Source organism: Mucilaginibacter gynuensis (assembly GCF_039541195.1).
In the GTDB taxonomy this organism is placed as follows: domain Bacteria; phylum Bacteroidota; class Bacteroidia; order Sphingobacteriales; family Sphingobacteriaceae; genus Mucilaginibacter; species Mucilaginibacter gynuensis.
Genome location: NZ_BAABFT010000003.1, coordinates 257,693 through 281,251 on the forward strand (window position 1 = coordinate 257,693; position 23,559 = coordinate 281,251).

At 43.8% G+C, this 23,559-nt stretch carries 22 protein-coding genes; 9 read left to right on the forward strand and 13 right to left on the reverse strand.

Annotation, left to right across the window (positions count from 1 at the left end; all coding sequences use genetic code 11):
* Positions 1 to 73: 73 nt before the first annotated feature.
* Complete coding sequence (locus ABD894_RS07480) at positions 74 to 1,606, reverse strand: L,D-transpeptidase family protein (RefSeq protein ID WP_345210381.1); 1,533 nt, start codon at positions 1,604 to 1,606, stop codon at positions 74 to 76.
* A 122-nt stretch (positions 1,607 to 1,728) separates the two neighbouring features.
* Between ABD894_RS07480 and ABD894_RS07485 the strand changes: the two genes are divergently transcribed.
* On the forward strand, positions 1,729 to 2,244 hold the full coding sequence (locus ABD894_RS07485) for a DinB family protein (protein WP_345210382.1): 516 nt from the start codon (positions 1,729 to 1,731) through the stop codon (positions 2,242 to 2,244).
* Positions 2,245 to 2,437: 193 nt separating this feature from the next.
* Here ABD894_RS07485 and ABD894_RS07490 read toward each other — a convergent pair whose 3' ends face one another.
* From ABD894_RS07490 to ABD894_RS07510, 5 genes are all read right to left on the reverse strand, one after another.
* The gene (locus tag ABD894_RS07490; RefSeq protein WP_345210383.1) at positions 2,438 to 3,064 is read right to left on the reverse strand and encodes an HAD family hydrolase; all 627 of its coding nucleotides are present in this window, start codon (positions 3,062 to 3,064) and stop codon (positions 2,438 to 2,440) included.
* Between the two features lie 187 nt (positions 3,065 to 3,251).
* On the reverse strand, positions 3,252 to 4,343 hold the full coding sequence (gene aroC, locus ABD894_RS07495) for a chorismate synthase (protein ID WP_345210384.1): 1,092 nt from the start codon (positions 4,341 to 4,343) through the stop codon (positions 3,252 to 3,254).
* A gap of 291 nt (positions 4,344 to 4,634) precedes the next feature.
* Positions 4,635 to 5,939, reverse strand: coding sequence for a 3-phosphoshikimate 1-carboxyvinyltransferase (gene aroA, locus ABD894_RS07500; RefSeq protein WP_345210385.1), 1,305 nt, complete (start codon positions 5,937 to 5,939; stop codon positions 4,635 to 4,637).
* Positions 5,940 to 5,944: 5 nt separating this feature from the next.
* Positions 5,945 to 7,069, reverse strand: a complete 1,125-nt coding sequence (locus tag ABD894_RS07505; protein WP_345210386.1) for a chorismate mutase — start codon at positions 7,067 to 7,069, stop codon at positions 5,945 to 5,947.
* A gap of 224 nt (positions 7,070 to 7,293) precedes the next feature.
* Positions 7,294 to 8,133, reverse strand: coding sequence for a prephenate dehydratase (locus tag ABD894_RS07510; protein ID WP_345210387.1), 840 nt, complete (start codon positions 8,131 to 8,133; stop codon positions 7,294 to 7,296).
* Positions 8,134 to 8,456: 323 nt separating this feature from the next.
* On the opposite strand from ABD894_RS07510, the gene ABD894_RS07515 reads away from it, so the two are divergent.
* Entirely contained in the window at positions 8,457 to 8,732 is a 276-nt protein-coding gene (locus tag ABD894_RS07515; protein WP_345210388.1) for a hypothetical protein, read from the forward strand.
* Positions 8,733 to 8,974: 242 nt separating this feature from the next.
* Here ABD894_RS07515 and ABD894_RS07520 read toward each other — a convergent pair whose 3' ends face one another.
* The 3 genes from ABD894_RS07520 to ABD894_RS07530 all read right to left on the reverse strand — a co-directional run bounded on the left by ABD894_RS07520 (position 8,975) and on the right by ABD894_RS07530 (position 11,635).
* Entirely contained in the window at positions 8,975 to 10,264 is a 1,290-nt protein-coding gene (locus ABD894_RS07520; protein WP_345210389.1) for a hypothetical protein, read from the reverse strand.
* Positions 10,265 to 10,365: 101 nt separating this feature from the next.
* A complete protein-coding gene (gene aroB, locus ABD894_RS07525; RefSeq protein WP_345210390.1) occupies positions 10,366 to 11,427 on the reverse strand; it encodes a 3-dehydroquinate synthase in 1,062 nt (353 codons plus the stop codon).
* Position 11,428: 1 nt separating this feature from the next.
* Complete coding sequence (locus ABD894_RS07530; protein ID WP_345210391.1) at positions 11,429 to 11,635, reverse strand: RNA-binding S4 domain-containing protein; 207 nt, start codon at positions 11,633 to 11,635, stop codon at positions 11,429 to 11,431.
* Positions 11,636 to 11,705: 70 nt separating this feature from the next.
* Between ABD894_RS07530 and ABD894_RS07535 the strand changes: the two genes are divergently transcribed.
* The 3 genes from ABD894_RS07535 (at position 11,706) to ABD894_RS07545 (ending at position 14,901) form a co-directional block, all read left to right on the forward strand.
* Positions 11,706 to 12,917 (forward strand): proline dehydrogenase family protein, encoded by a 1,212-nt coding sequence (locus tag ABD894_RS07535; protein WP_345210392.1) that lies wholly within the window; start codon positions 11,706 to 11,708, stop codon positions 12,915 to 12,917.
* A gap of 121 nt (positions 12,918 to 13,038) precedes the next feature.
* On the forward strand, positions 13,039 to 13,602 hold the full coding sequence (locus ABD894_RS07540) for a carboxymuconolactone decarboxylase family protein (protein WP_345210393.1): 564 nt from the start codon (positions 13,039 to 13,041) through the stop codon (positions 13,600 to 13,602).
* A gap of 27 nt (positions 13,603 to 13,629) precedes the next feature.
* On the forward strand, positions 13,630 to 14,901 hold the full coding sequence (locus ABD894_RS07545) for a sensor histidine kinase (RefSeq protein WP_345210394.1): 1,272 nt from the start codon (positions 13,630 to 13,632) through the stop codon (positions 14,899 to 14,901).
* A 41-nt stretch (positions 14,902 to 14,942) separates the two neighbouring features.
* On the opposite strand, the gene ABD894_RS07550 is transcribed toward ABD894_RS07545, so the two are convergent.
* From ABD894_RS07550 to ABD894_RS07565, 4 genes are all read right to left on the reverse strand, one after another.
* Positions 14,943 to 17,471, reverse strand: a complete 2,529-nt coding sequence (locus tag ABD894_RS07550) for a DUF4132 domain-containing protein (protein ID WP_345210395.1) — start codon at positions 17,469 to 17,471, stop codon at positions 14,943 to 14,945.
* A 33-nt stretch (positions 17,472 to 17,504) separates the two neighbouring features.
* A complete protein-coding gene (locus tag ABD894_RS07555; RefSeq protein ID WP_345210396.1) occupies positions 17,505 to 17,903 on the reverse strand; it encodes a hypothetical protein in 399 nt (132 codons plus the stop codon).
* An 87-nt stretch (positions 17,904 to 17,990) separates the two neighbouring features.
* On the reverse strand, positions 17,991 to 18,374 hold the full coding sequence (locus ABD894_RS07560) for a DUF779 domain-containing protein (RefSeq protein ID WP_345210397.1): 384 nt from the start codon (positions 18,372 to 18,374) through the stop codon (positions 17,991 to 17,993).
* Between the two features lie 75 nt (positions 18,375 to 18,449).
* Positions 18,450 to 19,952: an aldehyde dehydrogenase family protein gene (locus tag ABD894_RS07565; protein ID WP_345210398.1), complete on the reverse strand. Its 1,503-nt coding sequence runs from the start codon at positions 19,950 to 19,952 to the stop codon at positions 18,450 to 18,452.
* A 160-nt stretch (positions 19,953 to 20,112) separates the two neighbouring features.
* On the opposite strand from ABD894_RS07565, the gene ABD894_RS07570 reads away from it, so the two are divergent.
* The 4 genes from ABD894_RS07570 (at position 20,113) to ABD894_RS07585 (ending at position 22,615) form a co-directional block, all read left to right on the forward strand.
* A complete protein-coding gene (locus ABD894_RS07570) occupies positions 20,113 to 21,039 on the forward strand; it encodes an AraC family transcriptional regulator (RefSeq protein WP_345210399.1) in 927 nt (308 codons plus the stop codon).
* 139 nt (positions 21,040 to 21,178) lie between these two features.
* Positions 21,179 to 21,433, forward strand: a complete 255-nt coding sequence (locus tag ABD894_RS07575) for a hypothetical protein (RefSeq protein WP_345210400.1) — start codon at positions 21,179 to 21,181, stop codon at positions 21,431 to 21,433.
* A 144-nt stretch (positions 21,434 to 21,577) separates the two neighbouring features.
* A complete protein-coding gene (locus ABD894_RS07580) occupies positions 21,578 to 22,111 on the forward strand; it encodes a 5' nucleotidase, NT5C type (RefSeq protein WP_345210401.1) in 534 nt (177 codons plus the stop codon).
* Positions 22,112 to 22,279: 168 nt separating this feature from the next.
* Positions 22,280 to 22,615, forward strand: a complete 336-nt coding sequence (locus ABD894_RS07585) for a hypothetical protein (RefSeq protein ID WP_345210402.1) — start codon at positions 22,280 to 22,282, stop codon at positions 22,613 to 22,615.
* Positions 22,616 to 23,559 lie beyond the last annotated feature (944 nt).

Consider the following 23,559-nt stretch of genomic DNA (forward strand, 5'->3'; position numbering starts at 1 on the left):
TTTAAATCCAAACATAACAAAAGAGCCCTTAAGAAAAACTTAAGGGCTCTTTTGTTATTATATGTTTCGCTTGTTAAACGGCCAGCATCTTTTTCATGTGGGCATACAACACAACATCCAAACCATACACATCCGGCCTGAACTGTAACGTACCATCGGCCGCAGGCCAGCAGGTAATATAAGTAAGGTATACCGGGGTTTTGTTGGGTAATGTAATGTTGGTTGGTTCGGGGTTATCCTCCTTCATGTCCTTGGCTATAGTTTGGTATTTATTGCCTTCGCCGAATAATGACAGTGCCAAGTCCTGTGGTTTTTCTAAACGTACGCAGCCATGGCTTACAGCGCGCATGGTTTGTCCGAATGCCAGCTGCGCAGGGGTGTCATGCAAATAAACGCTGCTGCTGTTCTTAAACAGGAATTTGATCTTGCCTAACGAATTATCATCACCGGGGCGTTGTTTAAAATCATATTCGCTTTTTGAAGCGTTAGCCCAGTCGATGGTTTCCGGGTCATCTACCTTTTTACCTCCTTTGTATACATCAATGTTTTTGTTGGATAGGTAATAAGGATCCTGCGCGGCCTCCACCATAATTTCTTTATTGGCTATGCTTTGCGGAATATTCCAAATGGGGTTTACTTGCACACTGTTAATCACGCTATTTAGCTGCGGCGTTTCGCGCGAGAATGGGCGGTCTACCTTATCGCTTTCGTCATACTCCACCAAGGTATTATTGTTATCCATATTACGGCCTTCACCCACACAAACTTTCATATTAAGTGTCGATTTTCCATTCTCCATCACATCAAGCCTGTAATCGGGAATATTTACAACAACATATTTATTGGCGGTAGGCTTGTTCTTCCAACGGAGGCGCTCCAGGCTCACAATCAGGTAACGCTGGGTTTCTTCCTTGCTTATTTCGGGTGCTGTAATGCCTTCGGCCAAGGCCTTTTGCATGAGTTTGTACTGCGGATCTTTAGGCTGTATACTATCCAAATAGTTCTTTAACGCGGTAACCTTTAAGGCGTGCAGCATAGAAGTGCTGTCGGGCCGTTTGGTTTCGGTATAGTAACGGGCATATATTTTACGCGGACTAACCAGGCCATACTGCATGGCATTTGAATACTTGATCAACGAATTGGCTATCGCCAGTTCCAGCTGTGCCATGGTTTCATAAGCATCGTTTACGGTTTTAATACTTTTTTTATCATGAATCTTATCCAACAGGTTTTTCAGTTCAACCGCCTGGAATGTTTCGGGTTTGATGCCATGTTCGTTGGCGCGGCGTAAATAGTCGCTCAATACTTTCAGGTCGCCGTTTTTGAGGTGTTCCATAATCAGCACCGGGTCGTAATCATTACCCGCGTAAAACGAAGCTATGAGTTGTTGATTGCCTAAGGTCGATTTTTTTTCGGCCAGCGCTTTTTCAAATACGGGGGCGAAGCCTTCGGGGGTAACTTCTTTAAAAACTTTATTTTTGGTGATGTGGGCGAGTTCTTTGCCCATATCTGATCTGCTTTTTTTACAACTCTGAAAGGTTAGGGTAAACAGCATGGCCGCCAGTAAAAACAGGAAGCCTTTTTTATTATTTGTATAGCTTATCATAAATGGTAAATATGTTATACCGTGTATAGCAATACCTATACCATATTATAATATGAAGTATAGGTGATATATAATTACATTTAATAAATACTTGGCGCCATAAAGCTTTTTAGCTTTGCAGTATGGCAACCAACAAATTACCCGAAGTATGGCAGCGAGGCCCTGTTGATGGCATTGCGCCGTTGTTACAGCCTGTTGCGCATGCTTTATTGCAGGCACGTGAAGAACTGAACGAACTAATGACCGATTTCCCGGAGGATAAGCTACCGGAAAAACCTGCCGGATTAGCCTCGCCGGCCTTCCATTTGCAACACCTTACGGGAGTGCTCGACCGGCTTTTTACTTACGCTAATAATGAAATGCTTAACGAAGAACAGTTGCAATACCTGGCGGCCGAAGGTAAACTGCCCGAAATACCATACAGTGTTGCCCAACTTACAGCCGCTTTTAATAAACAGGTAGATAAAGCGCTGCAACAGTTGAGTAATACCAATGAAGCAGCGTTAACCGAAGTGAGGTATGTTGGTCGCGCACGTGTACCCTCAACTATGATAGGCCTGTATGTGCACGCTGCCGAGCATACCATGCGCCATTTGGGTCAGTTGCTGGTAACGGTGCGGGTATTGCAGCAGCAGTAAGGCAATCTTTCGACAAGTTACCCATACGTGTTTTTTTTAATGCTTATAAGTGGGTCATCCTGAGCTTGTCGAAGGATCGTGCGCAGAGGCCTTTACCCATGCACCCTTCGACAAGCTCAGGCTGACAGGCTATACGCGTCATTTCACCTTCATAGTTCCCCGGATTTTAAAACTCAGAATGCTCCAATATTATCTACATCAGCAATAGTTGCTTTATCTCCTGATGATTGGTGATCTGGTAATCGGCTTCGGTGGTTTTGTATTTCCTGCCGGGGTCATATAATACGGTCTTTAAACCGATGAGTTTGCCCTCGCTGATCTCCGATTCCGGGTCGTCGCCAACTATCAGTACTTCTTCTTTGCTGTAATTATACTTTTCGAGGATTTCGGTGAAAATATCTTTCTTGGTTTTGCTCGTAGTTTCGGGATCAACAATATAGATCTGCCTGAAATCTTTTTGAATATCCAGCCACTTTACCTTACTGGTTTGCATCCTGATAAAACCAGTGGTCACCAAAAACTTGTCAATCGTAAGGCTTTTAACGTAACGATAATCATCAAAGGCAGAGATAGGCTTATGATAGGTTAATCCGCTGATGAGTGTTTTGGCCTGTTGCACCAGTTCATCGCTAAAACCAAACTGATCGGCAATCTTTTGAAACGGACGGCGGGTTACCTCTTCCTTCGCCAGTTGCTTATCAGTATTGCTGATGGTATCGTCATCGTCGATCAGCTTAAACAGATCGGCAAACAACTCATCCGAAATAGATTTAACCGGATACACGGTATTGTCAAGGTCGTATATTAAGGCACGTATCATGTTATGATAACGTGGTTGAGGGAGGCTTGTTTGAAGTATGTTTAATTTGGGGGAGACTTCAAGAAAATGTCATTTCGAACGAGGTACGAGGAGAAATCTTCTTCGCTATGCCTGTAGCAGACTTGTGCGATGAAGAAGATGTCTCTCTCCGTTCGACATGACATTTTAGGAAGTTCTGAATGTCCTATTATAACACCGATGCCCTATTCCTCAGCAACTGATCGGCAAGCACCAGTGCAGCCATGGCCTCAACAATAGGCACGGCGCGTGGTACCACGCAAGGGTCATGGCGGCCTTTGCCCGATATTTCGGCGGCATCACCGGCACTGTTAATGGTGGCCTGGTTGTGCATAATAGTTGCTACCGGCTTAAATGCCACCCTGAACTCGATAGGCATACCATTGCTGATACCGCCCTGTATACCGCCCGAAAAATTGGTAACGGTTTCTACATTACCTAGGTGGTTCTTTACAAAAATGTCGTTATGTTCTGATCCGCGCATTTCACTGCCCGAAAAGCCCGAACCAAACTCGAAGCCGTGTACCGCGTTAATGCTGAGCATGGCTTTGCCTAAATCGGCATGCAGTTTATCAAATACAGGTTCGCCCAAACCAACCGGAACGCCTTTTACATAGCAGCTAACTTTGCCGCCAACGGTATCGCCATCTTTACGCACGCCATCAATAAAGGCGATCATCTCTTCGGCAGTCGCCGGATCGGCACAGCGTACGATGTTCTTTTCGCGCTCGTCGATAAACTCCTGCACATTGGCAATGCTTACGTTTGGCGCGTCTATTTTGCCTACGCTGCTCACGTGGGCCACTATCTCAATACCTTTCGCTTTTAAAAACAGCTTGGCCAAAGCACCGGCAGCTACACGTGCGGCAGTTTCACGGGCCGATGAACGGCCTCCGCCACGATGATCGCGGATACCGTATTTGGTAAAGTAAGTATAGTCGGCATGCGAAGGGCGAAATACATCCACATTATGACCATAATCCTTTGAACGCTGATCTTCATTAGGGATGATCATGGCGATAGGAGTACCTGTAGTTTTACCCTCAAACACACCCGAAAGAATCTTTACGGTATCGCTCTCTTTACGCTGAGTAGTTATTTTCGACTGGCCCGGCTTGCGCTTATCCAGTTCGGCCTGTATATAGTCAATATCAACCGGTAACTGCGCCGGACAACCGTCAACAATTACACCTATAGCCTCGCCATGCGATTCACCAAATGTTGTTATCTTGAATATTTGTCCGAAGGTATTGCCTGCCATTTTATGTTAGATGTGAGATATTAGATTTGAGTATTGAGATACTGTTTTGTTGTTTGTCATTGCGAGGTACGAAGCAATCTCGTAGTGGTTATCTAACAGAAATGCTTCGTACCTCGCTATGGCAAGTGTTTATTGGTTTATTCTATTTGTCATTTCGAACGTAGTGAGAAATCTTCTTCATGATGCACAACATGCATCCGTAGAGATTGCTTCGTACCTCGCAATGACGGGTTGGGTGTGCTTTACGCTTTTACCTTTATGCTTTCAGCTTTACGCTTTTACCTTCCCGCTTTAAGCTTTCTGCTCCTCTACCACAAACCCTACCTTTTCCAGGTCAGTCCAGAAAGCGGGGTAAGATTTTTCTACCACTTTGGCTTCTTCTACTTCCAGTTGGGGCACTATCTGGGCCAGCGGCGCAAAGGCCATAGCCATACGATGATCCTCGTAGGTGTTGATGAACATGGTTTCGGGGATGAACTTCTCGCTGCAATCCAGCTTGTAAACCTGGCCTTTTTCAATCAGCTTAACACCAATTTTAGCCAGTTCGTTCTGTAATGCTTTGATACGGTCGGTTTCCTTAATTTTTAAGGTTTCGAGCCCGGTAAAGGTAGCTTCGTGTCCTAAAGCGGCACATACAACAATTACAGTCTGCGCCAAATCGGGGCATTCTTTCATGTCGAATATTTTGCGAACAATAGGTTTTACCTCTTTTGTAAGATACACGCCGCCATCCTTAAATTGCGAAGTGATGCCAAAGTTGGCCATGATCTCGGTGATCACGCTATCGCCTTGTAAACTATACGATGTTAAACCCGGCAAAAACAGTTCGGCTTCGTCGGCCAGTGCCGCGATGGCGTACCAGTATGATGCCGCGCTCCAATCCGGTTCAACAGGCAAAGCTGTTTCGCCGAATTCCTGGTTTTCAATGCTGATCACGTTATCAGTCCAGGTATGTTGAATACCCGCCTGTTTTAACATAGCCAAAGTCATTTCCACATAAGGGCGCGATGTTAGGTCGCCCTCAATGTGCAGTTCCAAACCAAGAGGCAAACGGGCAGCAATAAGCAACAGCGCGGTAATATACTGGCTGCTGATATCACCTTTGATACTGATTTCGCGTGTAAGCTGCTCAAAACCACCCTTTATGTTGATAGGAGGGTAGCCCTCTTTTTCCACATAAGTAATATCGGCACCTAACGTTCTTAAGGCATCAGCCAAAATCCCGATTGGTCTTTGTTTCATCCGCTCGCTGCCGGTAAGGATTACCTCACCCGGCTGCAAAGTATAGTAAGCCGTTAAAAAACGCATAGCCGTACCGGCGGGGCCGATGTTGATGAGTTGTCCATGGTCTATAGTCGATGGTCCATGGGCTTCCTCACCAGCCAAAGTTTTTGAATTTTCACTTTTGACTTTTGAATTCAAAATCCCTGCCAGTGTAACCGTATCGGCAGCGTCGGACAGGTTTTTAACCTTTACCCGGCCGCCGCTTAAGGCCTCAATAACGAGTGCGCGGTTGCATTCGCTTTTTGAGCCGGTAAGGTGTATGGTGCCTTTTGCTGTTTTGCCTTGTTTTGTAAGGATGATGTTATGGCTCATTACAATTACACGTGCGTTAATTTCTCTGCCGGTTGTTCTTGTCCTTCGTTAAGTACTTCACCTTGGCGACGGATAGATTCGCTGTGGATCAATTCCAGCAGTTTCTCGGTAAACTCGGCGCTAAGTTTTAAAGCTTTACCATAGTCGGTAGTTTTCTTCAAGATCTCTTCCCAACGGTTAACCTGTAAAATGGTGATGTTGTTATCTTTTTTGTATTTACCAATTTGCTCGGCAATGGTCATACGCTCGGCTACTTTTTGAATAACCAGGTCGTCTATCTTGTCAATTTTGCTGCGCAGTTCTGCCAGTTTATCACTTATAGCAGGGCTTTTAACTTCCGGTTTGCGTAGGGTGATGTTCTCAATAATGTCAACCAAAGCAGCAGGGGTAACCTGTTGTTTAGCGTCGGTCCAGGCTACAGATGGGTCAATGTGCGACTCTATCATTACACCTTGCATATCCAGATCGAATGCTTTTTGAGCTACGTAGCCAATCAGATCGCGGTTACCGGTAATGTGGCTCGGGTCGTTGATGATAGGCAGGTCGGGCGCGTGTGTTTTCAGGCTGATGGCCAGATCCCACATTGGTTCGTTACGGAAAGTTGACGCGCCATGTGATGAGAAACCACGGTGAATAGCCGCCAGTTTAGTAATACCTGCATTGTTGATACGCTCTAAAGCGCCAATCCATAATGAAAGATCGGGGTTAACCGGGTTTTTAACCATTACAGGAACATCATGACCTCTTAAAGCATCAGCAATTTCCTGCACGGTGAAAGGGTTTGCAGTTGAACGCGCGCCTACCCATAAAATATCAACACCTGCGTTTAACGCTTCTTCTACGTGTTTAGCGGTAGCTACCTCAACAGCGGTAGGCAAGCCGGTTTCTTCTTTAGCGCGTTTTAACCACTCTAAACCAATGCTGCCAATACCTTCAAACTCACCCGGACGGGTACGTGGTTTCCAGATACCTGCACGCAGAGCGGTAATTTTACCGGTTTTGGCCAGTAAATGCGCTGTTGCAACTAATTGATCTTCAGTTTCGGCACTGCATGGGCCTGCAATTACCAATGGCTCTTTGCTTAGGTTTAACCATGAACTAAGCGGCTGTATGTTTAAATTTAGTTTCATTTTCTTTTTTATTTAGTCCGGAAGTCGGGAAGACCGAAAGTCCGGAAGTTTACTCTTTTAGTCCGGAAGTCGGTGAAAAACCGAAAGTCCGGAAGTTGATTGTATATTTTGTTAATTAATTGTTTTGTTTTTTCTTCCGGGCTTTCGGTCTTACCGACTCTCGGATGGCTCACCATACTGGTTATTTCCTTCTTTCGGACTTTCCGACTTCCGGTCTTTGCAGACTAAAGATTTTCCTCATATCTCTTATATTCTCCCAGTATGTTAAAGTTGTGCGTGTATTTCAGTATCTGGCGCAGGCTGGCATCGTATTGCTTTTGCTCGGTCCATTCTACATCTACATAAAAATTATATTCGTTGCGTTTACCTAACACGGGCATGCTTTGTATTTTGCTCATGTTAACGCCCTCCTCGGCCAAAATATTAAGCACCTTGGCCAGCGAACCCACCTCGTTACTCACCTGGAAACATAACGACGCTTTGTTGGCCTCAACCTTACCGGCATTATCATGCGTGGTCAATATCAAAAAGCGGGTGAAGTTCTTCTTGTTCGATTCTATGCGACGCTCCAGTATCTCCAATCCGTAAAGCTTCGCCGCTAAGGTGTTGGCAATAGCCACGGTATCGGTCAGTTGCTCCTCGCGGATGCGTTTGGCACAGGCGGCGGTATCGTTACTTTCTATAACCTTAATTTGCGGGTACTCGTCCAAAAAATCAACACACTGGCGTATCGCTATCGGGTGCGACATGGCCACCTTAATATCCTCAAACGCCACGCCCGGCAGCGCCATCAGGTGCAGTTGTATAGGCAGGTAAACCTCGCCCACCACCGGGAAGTTGTAGTTAAGCAACAGCGAATAGTTAGGCAACAGGCTGCCGGCAATGCTGTTTTCAATAGCCATTACCACGTAGTCGGCCTCGCCATTTTTTAGGGCCTCAAAGGTTTGTTTAAAAGAGTTGCATTCAATGGTTTGAATGTCTTCTCCAAAAAACTTGAAGGCCGCCTCTTCGTGAAAAGAAGCGCGTATTCCCTGTATTGCAACTCTTGGTGTTTTGTGTGTCATAAACCCTGTTAAAGCAAAAAGTCCCGGCTTGTTGGGCCGGGACTTTTCAGTTTCTTGTATATGTTTTGGTTATTGCATATCAGTCCCGGCTTGTACTGGTAAAGTAAAAGTAGTAGCCGTAAAAATATGCAGTGTTAAATTTCATTTGTTGTTTTTGTATTGCGCCGTAAATGTACACGTTAAAATGAAAAGTCCAAAATAAAATTTTATTTTTTTGAAATAAAAGAGGAGTAACCAAATTTAATTGGGTGGCAAGCAGTTTTTAGCCGTAGAACAGTATCTTTATTAAGTATAAGTACCACATTGCTATTTTAAATTTCGCTATGTTTAATTATAAGGCCATCGCTTTAATTGTAGGTATCGTAGTGGTTGATGTAGCGGTTTACATATTTTTAGGTATGCTGCTTGTACGGTACGATGATTTTTATACCACCGAAAAAGGCGAATACTGGGAGTGGAGCAGCCTGTCGGACCTGGATAAACTGGTGATTGTGTCCCTCAACCTTTGCAACCTCCTCAACATTGTGCTTATTGCTTCTTTAGCATTCCGTTTTATAAAAAGATTTACCGGCCGCACCCGTATGGATTCGGTCTTATAAGCGATAGCCGATAAGAGTTATTTGGGCGTTGCCTTCGGCCGGGCTTTGCAGGGCTCCGCTTCGCTGCGGTACCTCCTTCGTCGGCACTAAACCCTTCCAATCCCTAACGTGGGGAGGAAATAGGAAAGATATTGCAATGGAAACAATGCTTCGTATCGACAAGTTAAAAACTAATGATTTTTTAGAGATTATTTATTAGTGAAAGGACGTAAAAAATGAATGTGAAAAAATTGATGTGCTTTTTAATTATGTTTCGTTGTTTCAATTCCCCATCTTAAGTAGTATGCGAAAAATGGATCAGTGATATGAAGTGTTCGATCTTCTTTTTCCCAATCCAATACAGGGGTAGAGGATTCATCAGATGACGCGATATTAGACATGTGATCTAAAACCCTTGATATTTCATGCGCTGCTGGCGGTTTTTCAGAAATAATATCTCGCATTTTTGTTCGTAATTCTTCATAATCTACTTTCGCCATTCCTGGTTTTATTTCAGCAAGCGCTTGCAATACTAAACCATAAATATCTGTTTGACGCCCATCTTTTAATGTTCGTTGAATCCTATCTGATCTTTGTCTTGGTCCTTTGCTCAATTTATCAAACATGATTTTGCCCGTGCCAATTGCAACTTTTTTGAATAACATATCCATAGGTGCTTCTTCGATGCTTTTCTCTAATTTTAGTGTCTCATCGATTTGGTTTGCCGAGCACAATTCACGACAGAATTCCTGCATTAAATGTGGACTGCCTATAGCTTCGTTTGCAAAAGAGTCAATTATTTTACTGGATACCTTAACATTAAGTAAAGGAAAACCGATTCGAGCTATTTCACAAAGCTCTTCAAGCTCCCATACTGGAACTTGAATTGTTTCTACTCGTCCTGTCATTTCACGTTCAACTTTTACAGCGTCCAAACGGCGATGAGGAATAGCAAGAAATATAACAGGTGCTCCTTCATAAATAACAGCTTTTAAGGCGCGCACAATATTACCTTGACTTGTTCTAGGTATGTAATGAAAATCATCTATAACTAATGGAGTTTGTCTCTCATTCAGCGCTTCAAGGCATAAGGCCTTGGCTGAACGTTTTGTCGTTTTAGTCACAGAATTGGCGTTTGTTGTACCATCGGTTTTGGAACCATCTATTTTACCCTTTACTGGAAACAAACTAGTTTGAAGACCAGCCCCAATTACAATATTACTATTGTTTGATGTGCTCTGTGTTCTACTTTCGCCGACGCTTAATTCAAGTTGTTCAGCAATATCGTTCCATAAATCTTCCTCAGAGTTGAACGCACCGCCATCAAACCAAACAGATTTCCCTTTTTCAAACACTGTTTTTGTGAGCACTGTTTTTCCCGATTTGGTAGAACCTGTTACCATAACTAACTTACATAAATTATCGTTAGCTTTTCTTAAATGTTTTTCAAGATCAAGTGAGTTTCTAGGATTATACGTGAGTTTTGGGAGTCCTCCCGGAACGAATACTTTATTGGTTCTATGTATATTCTTTTCTTGTGATAAAACTGGCATGCTAAATCTATTATTAACAAATACAAAGTATATGAACTTTGTTTATTAACACGAATATACTTATTACTAAGTTAACTTTTATTCCATATAGGCAAGAGTAACTAATTCAAGCCCACATAATAATCCAGCGCTTCAAAAAGCTCGGGCTGGGTGCAAACGTTGTCTATGTTGAACTGGCCTATTTTGGTTAGCAGGGTGCAGTTCACCTTGCCGTCGAGGTTCTTTTTGTCTTTCAGCATGTAACCGTACATGGCTTCGTAGGCGCTTGGTTTGAGGCGGTATTTAGGGTACAGCTTCATGATAACCTCGCTGATCTCGGTCAGTTCTTCGGCGCTTAAGCCTGTTTTTTTATGGGCCAGGTAGCTCTCGCATATCATGCCCAGCGCAATGGCCTCACCGTGGGTAAGCGGGTTGTTATCGTTCATGAGCGACCATGTTTCAACCGCGTGCCCAATGGTATGGCCAAAATTAAGGCTCTTGCGTATGTTTTGCTCGGTAGGGTCTTCGGTAACTACCTTGTTCTTCAATACTACCGAAGCGTGGATCTGCCCGGCTGATGGCAAACTGAGGTCGCTGTTCTTCAGGTCGGCCCAGTAAGCGGCATCCAGTATCAGGCCGTGTTTCAGCATTTCTGCCAAGCCCGACAGGCGCTGCCTTGGCGATAATGTTTTCAGAAAATCGTACTCAATAAAAACCGCTTTGGGCTGCGCGAAGGTACCGATGATGTTCTTCACGCTATCAACATCAATACCTGTTTTACCACCAACAGAAGCATCAACCTGCGAAAGCAGGGTGGTAGGCATGTGTACAAAATCGATACCGCGCTTGTAGGTTGAGGCCGCGAAACCGCCCATATCGGTAATAACGCCACCACCTAAATTAATGAGCAGGCTTTTACGGTCGGCACCAAAATCTATCAGCATTTTCCATATACCAATGCAAAAGTCGATGTTCTTGCTTTCTTCGCCGGCGTTTATTTCAATGAGGTCGTAATTATCAATTTCGTCTACCTCTTTTTTTATCAGCGGAAAGCAATAGATGCTGGTATGCTCGTCGGTTAAAATAAAAAAACGCGAGTAATTGCCTCTTTTTATAAAGCTGATCAGCTCGGCAATGGTATTATCAAAAAAAATTGGGTAGTGGTCGGTTTGTATCGTATCCATATTAAATCACCTTGATCTTATTGTTCCTGAATTCAACAATATCACCCTGCCTTACCTTCAAACGTTTTCGGTAATCAACTGTGCCATTGTACTTTACTTCACCTTCGGTAACAACAATTTGCGCTTCGCCACCGGTTTGTACCAGGTTGGCGGCCTTTAATAACTGTATCAGCGGAATGTATTCGCCTTCTAATTTAAACTCGATCATGGATAGGCAAAAATAAAGTATTAACTTGATAATGGGTTATGTTAATGCATTTTCTACTTTTGTACCTGATATGACCTCTTCTTCTGTACAAACCACCGGCAGCGCTGCGCCCGGCAGTGAGCTGTCTTTTGATAATACCGAAATCGCTTTTCGGCATTCGTCTAACCGCGACCTTAAACGTGCCTATTGGCTGTTTAAACTCATCAATGTTAACTTTTTGGTTAAAGTAGGCCCGCCTATCACCAATTTTGCCATCAATATAGGTTTACCTATAAAGGGCATTATTAAGGCTACCATTTTCCGCCAGTTTTGCGGTGGCGAAACCATTGCCGAGTGTACGCCAACCATCAAAAACCTGCAATCGGGCGGGGTGGGTACTATTTTAGATTATTCTGTTGAGGGCGAAGATGAAGAGGAAGTGTTTGATAACACGCGCGATGAGATCATCCGCACCATTGTACGTGCCGATGGCGATGCCGCCATACCTATAACCGTATTTAAAATTACGGGCGTAGGCCGTTTTTCGCTTTTGGAGAAACTGGATGCCGAAGAAACCCTGACTGCCGACGAAGAGCAGGAATGGAAAAAAGTGCAGGCACGCGTATTGGCCATTTGCCAAAAAGCTTATGATGCCGGTGTACCGATAATGATAGATGCCGAAGAAAGCTGGATTCAGGAAACCATTGACGGCCTGGCGCTGGATATGATGCGCCGCTTTAACCGGGAAAACATCATCATTTACAATACCTACCAATTATACAGGCACGATAAGCTGGAATCGCTAAAGGCCGACCACGCCATTGCCACTAAAGAAAGCTTTATACTGGGCGCTAAAATTGTGCGCGGCGCCTATATGGAAAAAGAGCGTAAACGTGCCGAAGAACGCGGTTACATATCACCAATACAGCCTAATAAACAGGCTACAGACCGCGATTATGATGAGGCTGTAAAGTACTCGGTACAAAATATTAACAACCTTGCCATAGTGGCCGGCACGCATAATGAGCACAGCTGTCGCCTGCTGGCCGACCTGCTGAATAAGTATAATGTAGACCACAATCATCCGCACATTTATTTCTCACAATTACTCGGTATGAGCGATAATTTGAGTTTTAATTTGGCAAATGCGAGGTATAATGTGGCAAAATATGTACCTTACGGACCAATTAAGGCTGTGTTGCCTTACTTGTTCAGAAGAGCGCAGGAAAATACCGCTATTGCAGGCCAAATGAGCCGTGAGCTTGGGCTTATTGTTAAAGAAACAAAACGCAGAGGTATATAAATCGTTATTCTTTTCGGTACAGGTAACAACGCCGTTTTAATAAAAAATATTACCACACATATCCCCCTGATTAGTTGCCAAAACCGGTAAGGTAGTGATATGTATATTTATGTGCGATTCTATGTCCGAAAGGTTTAAAATTGTTGATTACCAAAGCGCGAGCCCCGAAGTAAAGGCCATCTACGAAGAAACCATGAAGGAAATGGGGATCCCATTTGTGCTGAATTGGTTTAAATGCCAGGGTAACAATGCCACCGTATTACGAGGTAACTGGGAAAAACTGCGTAACACCATGCTGCGTGGTAAAGTGCCTTTCGTTTTAAAACAGCTTATTATTTATAACATATCAAACCTGAAGGGTTGCGATTATTGCTCGCAGGCACATGGCATTATTGCCGATAGCCTGGGTAAATCGCTCACGGGTACTGATGATATTAAGCTCACTGCCGATCTGAACAGCACCTACATCCCATCGTCGTATCGCAAAGCCATAGAGGTAGTTACCAAATGTGCTCTTGCGCCGCGTAATACTACCGATGCTGATTTTGAATCGCTGCGCGATGAAGGTTATAGTTTGGAGGAAGTGCAGGAGCTGATGGCGCTGGCTGATTTGACCAATATGATCAATACCATTGCCGATATATCAGGGATACAGATCGATAATGAACTGGTAGAGCCCCGTTAAGCAGTTATGGAAGCGCTACAGGGGATAATGCAAAACGCAAAAAGACTTCGGTACGAAGCGCTGTCGGCCTTTGCGGCCGACCTTAATAAGGCTGCCAAGTATACCGAAATATGCGATGCCCTGTCGGCCCATATCAAATACATTATCGATTTTTTTCAGTTAAGGCTGCACCATTTCAACAAAGGCGAATCGGGTTGTTTTGAGATGTCGCGCGGGGAATGCGTTTTTTTTAAGCCCCGGCAGGATGGCTTGTGGAAATACGAAATGGAGGTTTTTGAAACCGGCTTGCCCGTTAACTACTTCGGCGATGCCATTCAGGAGCATAAACTGCTGGCCCGGTCGGTGTTTAACAACCCCAAGGTAGCGGCCGTGTATTCACTGCCTGTATCTTATTTTAAAGATCAGAAGATTCTCATCACCATAGCGGTAAAAAGCCAGATCCATTATATCGATATCGACTTTAAGTTTCTGAAATCGATAGCAGACTTGGTGGCCAATAAGTTAATGCAGCTTGATCTGCTTAAAAAAATTGAAAATACCAACAAGGAGCTGAAGGCCAAAAACGCGCAGATCACCAAACTGAACTACGACCTGGAGCAAACGGTGAACCTGCGCACCGCGGAACTAACCAACGCCAACGAGGAGCTCAAAACCCTGTTTTACCGTACCTCGCACGATTTTAGGGCTCCACTTGCCAACATCATGGGTTTGGCCAACATAGCCAAGCTGGTAACAAAAGATAAGGACGCGCTGAACTTATTTGAAAAATGCGAGGAGGTGGCCCACAAAATGGATGCCATGCTATCCAAGCTGAATGTGTTAAGCACCTATTCGTACGAGCACCAAATAAAGCCGGTCGATTTCAGGCAGATATTAAGGGAATTGCGCGCTAAGTTTCAGGACAAGCTGCAAGAAATAGGCGGACGTTTAATTTTTGATATCGTATTGGATGATGAGCACCTCGCCAATCCCGATACTTACGTAACCATACTCGAAAACCTGCTCGAAAACTCCATCAACTATCACAATACCAATCTAATTGTTCAGGTATACATCCTGAGGTACAAGAATGATCTGGTGATCAAATTCAGCGATAACGGACAGGGGATCCCGCTCAAAATAATAGGTAAGATATATGATATGTACTACCGCGGCAATTCCGAATCGACTGGTAGTGGCCTGGGGCTATATGTAGTACGTAAACTGGTACGTTCGCTCCATGGCAACATCTTCGCGCAAAGCAAACCTAAAAAACATACCCACTTTATTATTAAAGTGCCTTTGGTACAGCCGTCTTAAAAAGTCGTGTAATAGCACATCCGGCCTGTAGTTTAGATACACTAACGATGATTGATTTGACGGGTAATTGTAACATCTTTTATTTTATCATCATCGGCAAGCAGCAGTGCTTTACTAATGATCATCGATAAGCCACCATCCCCCTCAAAAGGTAAAAATATATTTTCGGTAAGGTTCTTTTGCGATCTGTCGGCTACTATACAAAGATATTGGTCGTTAGGCTCCATTAATATGTTGGTGCTCCCTAAGTGTATTTTATAGGTTCGTTTTTTACCTTTAATTACCAAAAACTTATCAGTAATGCTGGCAACCGGGGCTATTTTTAGCCGTGGCAATAAGCGCGTAAGTGTTTCCTTCCTGTTTTTGGCAACCTCGGTAAGGTCGCCGAAAGAATAGGAGGTCCAGTAATCGTTGTAGGCCGGTAAGCCGCCATTATCGCGCCAGTTAGGGTCGTTGCCAACGCTGGTTACTCCCACAAAAAGATCAACATCCCGCATCACTTCCGAAAATACGATCACCGGTATATCAGCCAGCGCAACCGTTTCGTTACTACGCATATTAACAAACCTAACCTGATCTGTTGAAACGTAATTAAATATACCGCTTGTGCCCGCTTCTTCTCCAATAACATTAGTCCAATATTGAGCTATGAGGTTATTTTCCGGGAGTTTTATGGTAGCTGTGCCATCGGCACCATTGTCAAACTGGCCCTGTAGCATGTATTGCCAGCCCCTAACTTTAGCCAGGGAGTTAAACTGATGCTGTTTAAGTATATGCCCGGCCATGCGATTGCTATAGTTCCGGGTATTGATCTCCGCGTCTGTAAGCAGGTAAACTTCCCGAAAGGCCTGTTTAATAGGCTGCTGAATTTGCTTATCGATAAAAAAAGCGCGCCATTGCTGCACATCATCAACAGTTGCCGTGGCGGGGTGCCACAAACACACTTCGGTAATGTTGTTTATGGCTAATACATTTTGCTGATAGCCTATCCATTCGCCGTTTAACCAATAGGCGGCCGTTACTCCATCGGCGTGGGTAAGCTGCCATATCAGTTTGTGGCTTATAATTGATATCAGTCCGTGCTGTAAATAGTACTTATCAAAATGCTCCCACAACATGTTTTTGCCTTGCTTAAAGCTAAGGTCTATGCGGTCGCGCTGGGTACTTAAGTTTACCTCGATCTGTTTGGCTGCAAGTTTTATCTCTTTAAGTTGAGCCGGGTACTTTTCTTTTATAAAAGCAGGTTCTGACTTTTGTATGCCGCCATCCTTTTTTTGCCAGGTAAGAGAAACCTTGTCCACTTTTTCAACCTGAATGATGGCCTTGCAGTCATCTATTTCAAAAATACGTGTATTGTTGATCAGGCCAAGGTCGTCAACTGCCAGATCTTCTACCACACTTACAGGTATTGCTCTGTCTGTAGCGGCCTGCACCATATACTTTTCTATAAGCTGTAGTGTGCTGTTCAGTTTGATGCGCACTTTAAGCCGCGACAGGTGCCCTATACCTTCAAGCCCCTCTGCTTTATACAAGGTGAACAGGCTGGCATTACCAATAGCGGTTGACATTTGTCCGTGGCCAGGCAGTTTGCGATAGGCACGTTCGGCTACTAAGGCTACACGTTGCAGCAAAGTGGTGTCTTTAACCGTAGCGCATAACCATATTACGCCTTTAAAGCACTCTGTTGCAGGTGCCGATAAAAAGGTGTAGGTGACATCCGTATACGTTTGGTTGCTGAAAGTGAATGTATGACGGCGCTCTTTTTCTTTAATGGTAAGGAAATGATCAAACCACGTACTTGCTACAACTTTAAACTGATCAGCCCCCAGTTTATTAATTAGCGGCCGGCCCTCGTCGAGGTATTTGTTGCTGGGTTTGGCGCCCGATGCTTTTTTACATAACGAAATTATGGCGTACCAATGCGCTTTGTCTTCATTTGGCAGCCGGGCTACATTTTGGTTGATGAATATGGTTAGTTCATCATCGCCGGGAAACAGCACAGCTTTAAGTGCATCGCCGGGTGTAGTTGGGTTTAAGATAGTGCCAATCTGTTCTGTAAGTTTGCTCTTGTCAAGTTCGGTACAAAAGTCAGCGTCGTTTTTTACTTTGTTTTGCAGCGATTTTAATGCCGACGAAATAGTTTTCGGCAAAGGTGTATCGGTGTATTTTTTTTGAATTTGATTCAAAAAGGCTTTTAAAGGAATTTTTACAGGGTAAGCTGATTTGGTGTTGTAGCGTATGGCGATGTGTATGATTTCGGCGAGGTCATCGTCGTCAAGCTCAAGTTTCATTTTAAACAAAGCCGACAAGATCGATTTCCCCATACTTATCCTGATATATTTTACATTGGTGGATGAAAATGAAGAGTGTGAATTATGGTAATGGGCAATATGCTCAACAAGATAAATGATAAAGGCCGCTTTTTCTTTATTGGTTAGGCGTACTATCTTATCATTAAAGACAGCAAGTTCTGTAACATTTACATTCCACCAGCTCGTTTGGCCAATTTGGTCAGATGCTTCTTTCAATAGTTCACCAAATGCGCTGTCGTTACCTGAATTGTTGGGCAAAAACTGCTTAATAAAACTACCTATGCCCATTACTCAACCTCCAACTAATGGGGTTAGTTTTATAAAGCTAACCGCGCTGTTACTGTTTACAAATACTTGCTCATCTAATGCTTCGGCCTGTTTATTATCGATAAGTACGAAAAAGCCATTTTTTTGGAAGGCATCCAATGCGGCATACACCTGTTTCTCGGCATCAACAAAGGCACGCTGTTTAACACGAAAGCCATTCAGCGCTACTTCCGCGTCTTTGGGTTGTACCAAACCGCGGTATATTTCCGGTAGTTTTTTATTGTATTCGGTAACTTCCGCGTTTACCCGTGCTTCAATAATATCCTTTACGGTTAAATGCTCGGTAGATACAGCTATACTTATCTCGTTAAGTATTTTACCTGCAAAGGTTTCATCGGTGATTTTGAGGCTTATGGTACTCATTTTGCTTTCTGCTAAAAACTTTTTCAAGTTATGAATAGCTTTTTAGTAAAGCAACCGGATTTATGTTAAATATTTGGTGCAACCGTCCTAATAAGCATCATCCTCCAGATAAGTAACGGGTTGTAATTGGCTTAATTCTTCATCGGTAAACAGTCGTGAGTGGATCATGAAGCGGTAGCCGGTCGGTATCTCGATAGAAAAGCTTGAGCCCCGGCCTTTGGTAATGCCTATGGTAAGCTGGGTATGCTGCCAGTATTCAAACTGATCTTTACTCATCCAAAACTCGCACCCGTCAATTTCGCCCAGGCATACATCGCTGCCGCCCAGCTTAAAATCGCCTTTGGCAAAACACATGGGCGATGAGCCATCGCAACAGCCCCCGCTTTGGTGAAACATCAGTTCGCCGAAACGGTCTTTCAAATCTGCTATCAGGTTTGATGCTTCGGGGTTTACCAGTACTCTCTTTATCATGGGGCTGTGCATAATAGTAAAAGGCACATACAAGGAAAATGTTTCCCTGCACGTGCCTTGTCCCTTTTTGTGTTTTTAAAAGAAGCCTAATTTGTTTTTGTTATATGAGATCAGCATATTCTTTGTTTGACGATAATGCGCCAGCATCATCTTGTGGTTTTCGCGTCCGAAACCCGATTTTTTGTATCCGCCGAAAGGCGCATGTGCCGGGTAAGCATGGTAATTATTCACCCAAACACGACCGGCCAGTATAGCGCGGGGCACTTCGTAAATCTCGTGCGCGTCGCGTGTCCATACGCCTGCGCCAAGACCATAAAGGGTATCGTTGGCAATGGCAATGGCTTCTTCGGTAGTTTTAAAGGTGGTAACGCAAGCCACTGGCCCAAAGATCTCTTCCTGAAAAATGCGCATTTTATTGTGGCCTTTAAACAAGGTTGGTTGTATGTAATAGCCACCTTCCAGTTCGCCGTCCAATTTTTTAACATCACCGCCGCAAAGTACTTCGGCGCCTTCTTCCTTACCTATTTTAAGGTACGATTGTATTTTTTCGTACTGATCGTTAGATGCCTGCGCGCCCATCATGGTGCTGCCGTCCAGCGGGTGCCCCATTTTAATGGCGTTGGTGCGTTCTATCACACGGGCTATAAACTTATCGTATATGTTTTCGTGCACCAATATGCGCGACGGACAGGTACAAACCTCACCCTGGTTAAGCGCGAACAGCACCGCCCCTTCAATGGCTTTGTCAAAAAACTCATCATCGGCATCGCCTACAGATTCGAGGAAGATGTTTGGCGACTTACCGCCCAGTTCCATGGTAACCGGTATCAGGTTTTCAGACGCGTACTGCATAATCAGTCGGCCGGTAGTGGTTTCGCCAGTAAACGATACCTTGGCAATGCGTGGCGATGACGCCAGCGGCTTACCTGCTTCGGGCCCGAAACCGGTAACAATGTTTAGCACGCCCGGAGGCAAAATATCACCTATTAGTTCCATCAACACCATAATAGAGGTTGGCGTTTGCTCGGCAGGTTTTACCACACAACAGTTACCGGCGGCAAGTGCAGGAGCTATTTTCCAGGTAGCCATCAGCAGCGGGAAGTTCCAGGGGATGATCTGGCCTACCACACCCAGCGGCTCGTTAAGGCAAATGCTTACGGTAAATTCGTCATGTTCGGATATGCTGCCTTCTTCGGCACGTATAACACCGGCGAAGTAACGGAAGTGGTCAATCACCAGCGGTAAATCGGCGGCGCGGGTTTCGCGGATGGCCTTGCCGTTATCAATGGCTTCTACTACGGCCAGGTATTCGAGGTTGGCCTCAATGGTATCGGCTATTTTATTTAATAGTGATGCCCTGCTTACGGCCGAGGTTTTGCCCCATGTTTTAAACGCCTCGTGCGCGGCATCTAAAGCCAGTTCTACATCATCTTTTCCCGATCTGGCGGCCTGGGTAAATACCTTGCCGTCAATAGGAGATACATTATCAAAATATTCACCTTTAACAGGCGGAACAAATTTGCCGCCAATGAAATTGTCATACCTCGCTTTAAACGAAGGTTTTGCAGGAATGCTCATAATTAGAAATATTTAGTTTTAAATGGTAGTACTAAGGTAGCCGGATGGTTATTGGGGCATTTGCATTATGGTATCAAATGGTAGCACAATGGTGTCAATTTTTTTGAGGTATTGTTTATGCTGATATATATGCCTAATTTGCTTTGAATTATGAGAGGCTATGAATAACAAGAACCTGTTATCACCTATAAACCTGTCTCACAGCAAACAAATACAAACACTGGTAGAAAACCGAAAAGCGTACACGCTTAACCACTGCGAGCTTAACGTTTTTGAGACTTATCAGCGCAGCGAAATGGTGCCCTTAACTTTTAGCGACCTGGTTATTACCAGTATGCTGAGGGGTAAAAAGGTGATGCACCTGTTTGATAAACCCGGCTTTGATTACCTGCCCGGCGAAACGGTGATAGTGCCGCCCAATATTACCATGCGGATTGATTTTCCGGAAGCTACGGCGCATCAGCCATCGCAGTGTACGGCATTGGCCATTAACCAACAGGAGATTGCCAATACGCTCGATTTTTTGAACGAGAATTACCCGCGCGAGGATAGCCGTACCTGGCAACTCAACTATAACCAGTTCCACTTTTTTAATAATTACGAACTGGCGCAGCTCATTAATAAACTCATCCGCATTAGTACCGGGGATGCCCTTACCAAAGATGTACTGGCCAACCTTACCCTGAAGGAATTGCTGATACGTATTATGCAGATGCAAAACCTGCACGATATACAGGATAACCTGCACGAGCTATCCAGCGGCAGCCGCTTTGCCTACGTGCTGGAATACATCAGGGTACATTTAAGCGATAAGCTTAATATTGACGCGCTTAGCCAGATGGCCTTCATGAGCAAGGCCAGTTTTTTCCGGGCGTTTAAGCACGAACTGGGCATATCGCCGGTTGATTATATTATAAAAGAACGTATACAACTGGCCAAGCAACTGATGAATAATCCGAATAACAGCATATCCGAAGCCTGCTTTAAGGCCGGGTTTAATAACCTTAATTATTTTAGCCGCGCATTTAAAAAGGTAGAAGGTATTACCCCGAGTTTGTTTAAAGCGCGTTACAGGGCAGTAGGTTAACCGGGTAATTTTAATTGTGGATTACTGATGGTAAATAATGGTAAAAATTAAAACCATTTTGTGCTATATTGGGTTATCCAATTAGCAATAACAGTACGATTTAGCAATAACAGTACGATCCATTTTTGTTTTTAAACTTATGCCTACTCATTTATTTAACGCCTATATTGATGCCCCCGATGGCACAACACTCGCCGGTCCGGTTACGATGGATAAAGACGAATACCTGTTTGTAAACAAGAACACGGTAGATGATATTTACTTCAACCTCAAAAAAGCTGATGACGGCTGGTATTACTCGGGCGGCCCGGTAACCCACGATGTGCCCAAACAATTTATTGACGAAGTAGGGCGGCAGATAGACGAATATCACGCCCACAAAGATAACCACTAACACGAGAGACAGAACAGGCCATGCTTAAACGTATGGCCTGTTTTGTTTATGAATAATTTACGCTGCGCCGATTTTTATTTAGCGATACTAATGCTAACTATGCATCAGCTTAGCGGGTAATGCTTTGTGTAAAAGATTATACGAATGAAAAGATCTGTCGCTATTGATATGGATGGGGTTTTGGCCGATGTGGAAAGCCACTTTTTTGAATGGTACAAACGCGACTACGGCGTAAGCCTTACCTTGCAGGACATTATCGGCAAAACCGAAGATGATGCCTTTCCCGAAAAAATGGTGATCCGCAAGTTTGCCACTACGCCCGGCTTTTTTACTACTGTGCCCGTAATGCCCGGTGCTATTGAAGCTGTTAAAAAGTTGATGGAAGATTTTGAGGTATACGTGGTATCGGCAGCTATGGAGTTTCCGCAATCGTTAAGTGAAAAGCGGATTTGGTTAACCGAGCATTTTCCGTTCATCAGTTGGCGCAATATTATTTTTTGTGGTGATAAGAGCATCATCAGTACCGATTTTATGATTGACGATCATATCAAAAATCTCGACTATTTTAAGGGTAAAACCATATTGTTCAACGCTTTTCATAATGTAAGCTACCATCACCATACCCGTGCCAATAACTGGGATGAGGTATTGGCGCTGATGCAGGAAAGTCTGCTTTAAGCCTGCCAGTTTACCGGTTAGGCAATAAAGAATATTTATTGCGTTTGTAACAAGGGATGCGGGTAACTGTCTAAACCGCGACTTTTTTTGTCATGCTTAATTGATAAAATAATTGGCTCATTTATTATTGATTATCTTTTATCCAAAATATTCATACCTTGTAACTCAATGGAAGAATACCTGAAATTATTTAAAGACTTTGTGGTTAGTTTGGGCGAAAAGCACCAGGTTGATCCATTATTGCTTGGCTGCCTTTATCTGGTAAGCAAGGTATCTTTAGTATTCTTTTTGGGCTGGTCGCTGAAAAACTTAAGAGCCAAAAAGCCATTCTCAACACAACTCATCATAGCTTCGGTAAGTTTCAGCCTGCCTTATCTTTACCTTATTATCGCCGGTCGTAACCTGTCTGTATGGGTATATGTATTTATCGGGGCGATGTTCGTATACGGTGGCTACTCCATCTGGCGCAAGATCGCTACTAAGGCTGATCCGGCAGATGCTTGATGTCTGTTAATTAAATATTATATACTTGTCATTGCGAGGTACGAAGCAATCTCCTCGCGTTTTAGCTCATTTGCTATTATCGTCGTCATTGCTGTAAAGTACGAAGCAATCTCTACTTAGGTTAAGCTTGTGCTGCAATTAACGTTAGCCTGCTCTTGGGCGCAGTGCCCCATTACTTTTGAGGGCAAAAGTAACAAAACCCTTGTCCAGCAAAAGTCTTCTTTGCCGCACAAGGCCATACCCCGCAAAACAGTCAGAACTTAGGGCTGGAACTTTTGCCCCTCCGCTCATTTCCTCCTCACATGCAACAAGTTCACTATGCCCGCCTTTGCGCTCATGGCCAACACAGTTCTGCCCGTCTTCGCCCGAAGCTCTTTGCTGACGGATGGGCAAGACTTACGAAGTTTTTTAAAAACTTTGTAAGTCTGACTCTAAAAATCACGTCATTGCGAGGCACGAAGCAATCTTTATACTATACAGAGAGGCTCTGCAAGTCGGGGATTGCTTCGTGCCTCGCAATGACGATAGTTGGATAGCGCTGTTAAGAACGCTACGAGAATTGCTTCGTGCCTCACCATAATAAAAATCATATCGCCTATTTTATTATTGTTTAAAAAACACTTAATAGATTTCTATCTAATTCCCCTCTTATTCCTTTTGCTAAATCATATTACCTGCTATTTACCTAAATATAGTATTAGAATACCATAAAATAGTTGTTTTATAAGGTTTTTAAAACCCTTAACATTGTATTATTATAAATCATATATCAAATACTAAGCAGGCAATATTCTTTTATTTAGTTGGTTTTTAGCCAAATAATAATATAAATAATTGTTGAACGCACACTATTAATTCATTGTTTGGCTATTAAAGCATCACCACTATAAACTTTACAGGTTTATTGATCGTGGCGACTCTCTTTTAACAAATCAACCATGCTT

What these genes read in the sequence shown, in the direction of transcription:
- aroA (WP_345210385.1), bottom strand. Translation starts at nt 5,939, where the DNA reads ATGAGCCATAACATCATCCTTACAAAACAAGGCAAAACAGCAAAAGGC.
- ABD894_RS07580 (WP_345210401.1), top strand. Translation starts at nt 21,578, where the DNA reads ATGAAAAGATCTGTCGCTATTGATATGGATGGGGTTTTGGCCGATGTG.
- ABD894_RS07480 (WP_345210381.1), bottom strand. Translation starts at nt 1,606, where the DNA reads ATGATAAGCTATACAAATAATAAAAAAGGCTTCCTGTTTTTACTGGCG.
- ABD894_RS07530 (WP_345210391.1), bottom strand. Translation starts at nt 11,635, where the DNA reads ATGATCGAGTTTAAATTAGAAGGCGAATACATTCCGCTGATACAGTTA.
- aroB (WP_345210390.1), bottom strand. Translation starts at nt 11,427, where the DNA reads ATGGATACGATACAAACCGACCACTACCCAATTTTTTTTGATAATACC.
- ABD894_RS07535 (WP_345210392.1), top strand. Translation starts at nt 11,706, where the DNA reads ATGACCTCTTCTTCTGTACAAACCACCGGCAGCGCTGCGCCCGGCAGT.
- ABD894_RS07510 (WP_345210387.1), bottom strand. Translation starts at nt 8,133, where the DNA reads ATGACACACAAAACACCAAGAGTTGCAATACAGGGAATACGCGCTTCT.
- ABD894_RS07515 (WP_345210388.1), top strand. Translation starts at nt 8,457, where the DNA reads ATGTTTAATTATAAGGCCATCGCTTTAATTGTAGGTATCGTAGTGGTT.
- ABD894_RS07575 (WP_345210400.1), top strand. Translation starts at nt 21,179, where the DNA reads ATGCCTACTCATTTATTTAACGCCTATATTGATGCCCCCGATGGCACA.
- ABD894_RS07585 (WP_345210402.1), top strand. Translation starts at nt 22,280, where the DNA reads ATGGAAGAATACCTGAAATTATTTAAAGACTTTGTGGTTAGTTTGGGC.
- ABD894_RS07555 (WP_345210396.1), bottom strand. Translation starts at nt 17,903, where the DNA reads ATGAGTACCATAAGCCTCAAAATCACCGATGAAACCTTTGCAGGTAAA.
- aroC (WP_345210384.1), bottom strand. Translation starts at nt 4,343, where the DNA reads ATGGCAGGCAATACCTTCGGACAAATATTCAAGATAACAACATTTGGT.
- ABD894_RS07485 (WP_345210382.1), top strand. Translation starts at nt 1,729, where the DNA reads ATGGCAACCAACAAATTACCCGAAGTATGGCAGCGAGGCCCTGTTGAT.
- ABD894_RS07505 (WP_345210386.1), bottom strand. Translation starts at nt 7,069, where the DNA reads ATGAAACTAAATTTAAACATACAGCCGCTTAGTTCATGGTTAAACCTA.
- ABD894_RS07570 (WP_345210399.1), top strand. Translation starts at nt 20,113, where the DNA reads ATGAATAACAAGAACCTGTTATCACCTATAAACCTGTCTCACAGCAAA.
- ABD894_RS07520 (WP_345210389.1), bottom strand. Translation starts at nt 10,264, where the DNA reads ATGCCAGTTTTATCACAAGAAAAGAATATACATAGAACCAATAAAGTA.
- ABD894_RS07560 (WP_345210397.1), bottom strand. Translation starts at nt 18,374, where the DNA reads ATGATAAAGAGAGTACTGGTAAACCCCGAAGCATCAAACCTGATAGCA.
- ABD894_RS07545 (WP_345210394.1), top strand. Translation starts at nt 13,630, where the DNA reads ATGCAAAACGCAAAAAGACTTCGGTACGAAGCGCTGTCGGCCTTTGCG.
- ABD894_RS07540 (WP_345210393.1), top strand. Translation starts at nt 13,039, where the DNA reads ATGTCCGAAAGGTTTAAAATTGTTGATTACCAAAGCGCGAGCCCCGAA.
- ABD894_RS07565 (WP_345210398.1), bottom strand. Translation starts at nt 19,952, where the DNA reads ATGAGCATTCCTGCAAAACCTTCGTTTAAAGCGAGGTATGACAATTTC.
- ABD894_RS07490 (WP_345210383.1), bottom strand. Translation starts at nt 3,064, where the DNA reads ATGATACGTGCCTTAATATACGACCTTGACAATACCGTGTATCCGGTT.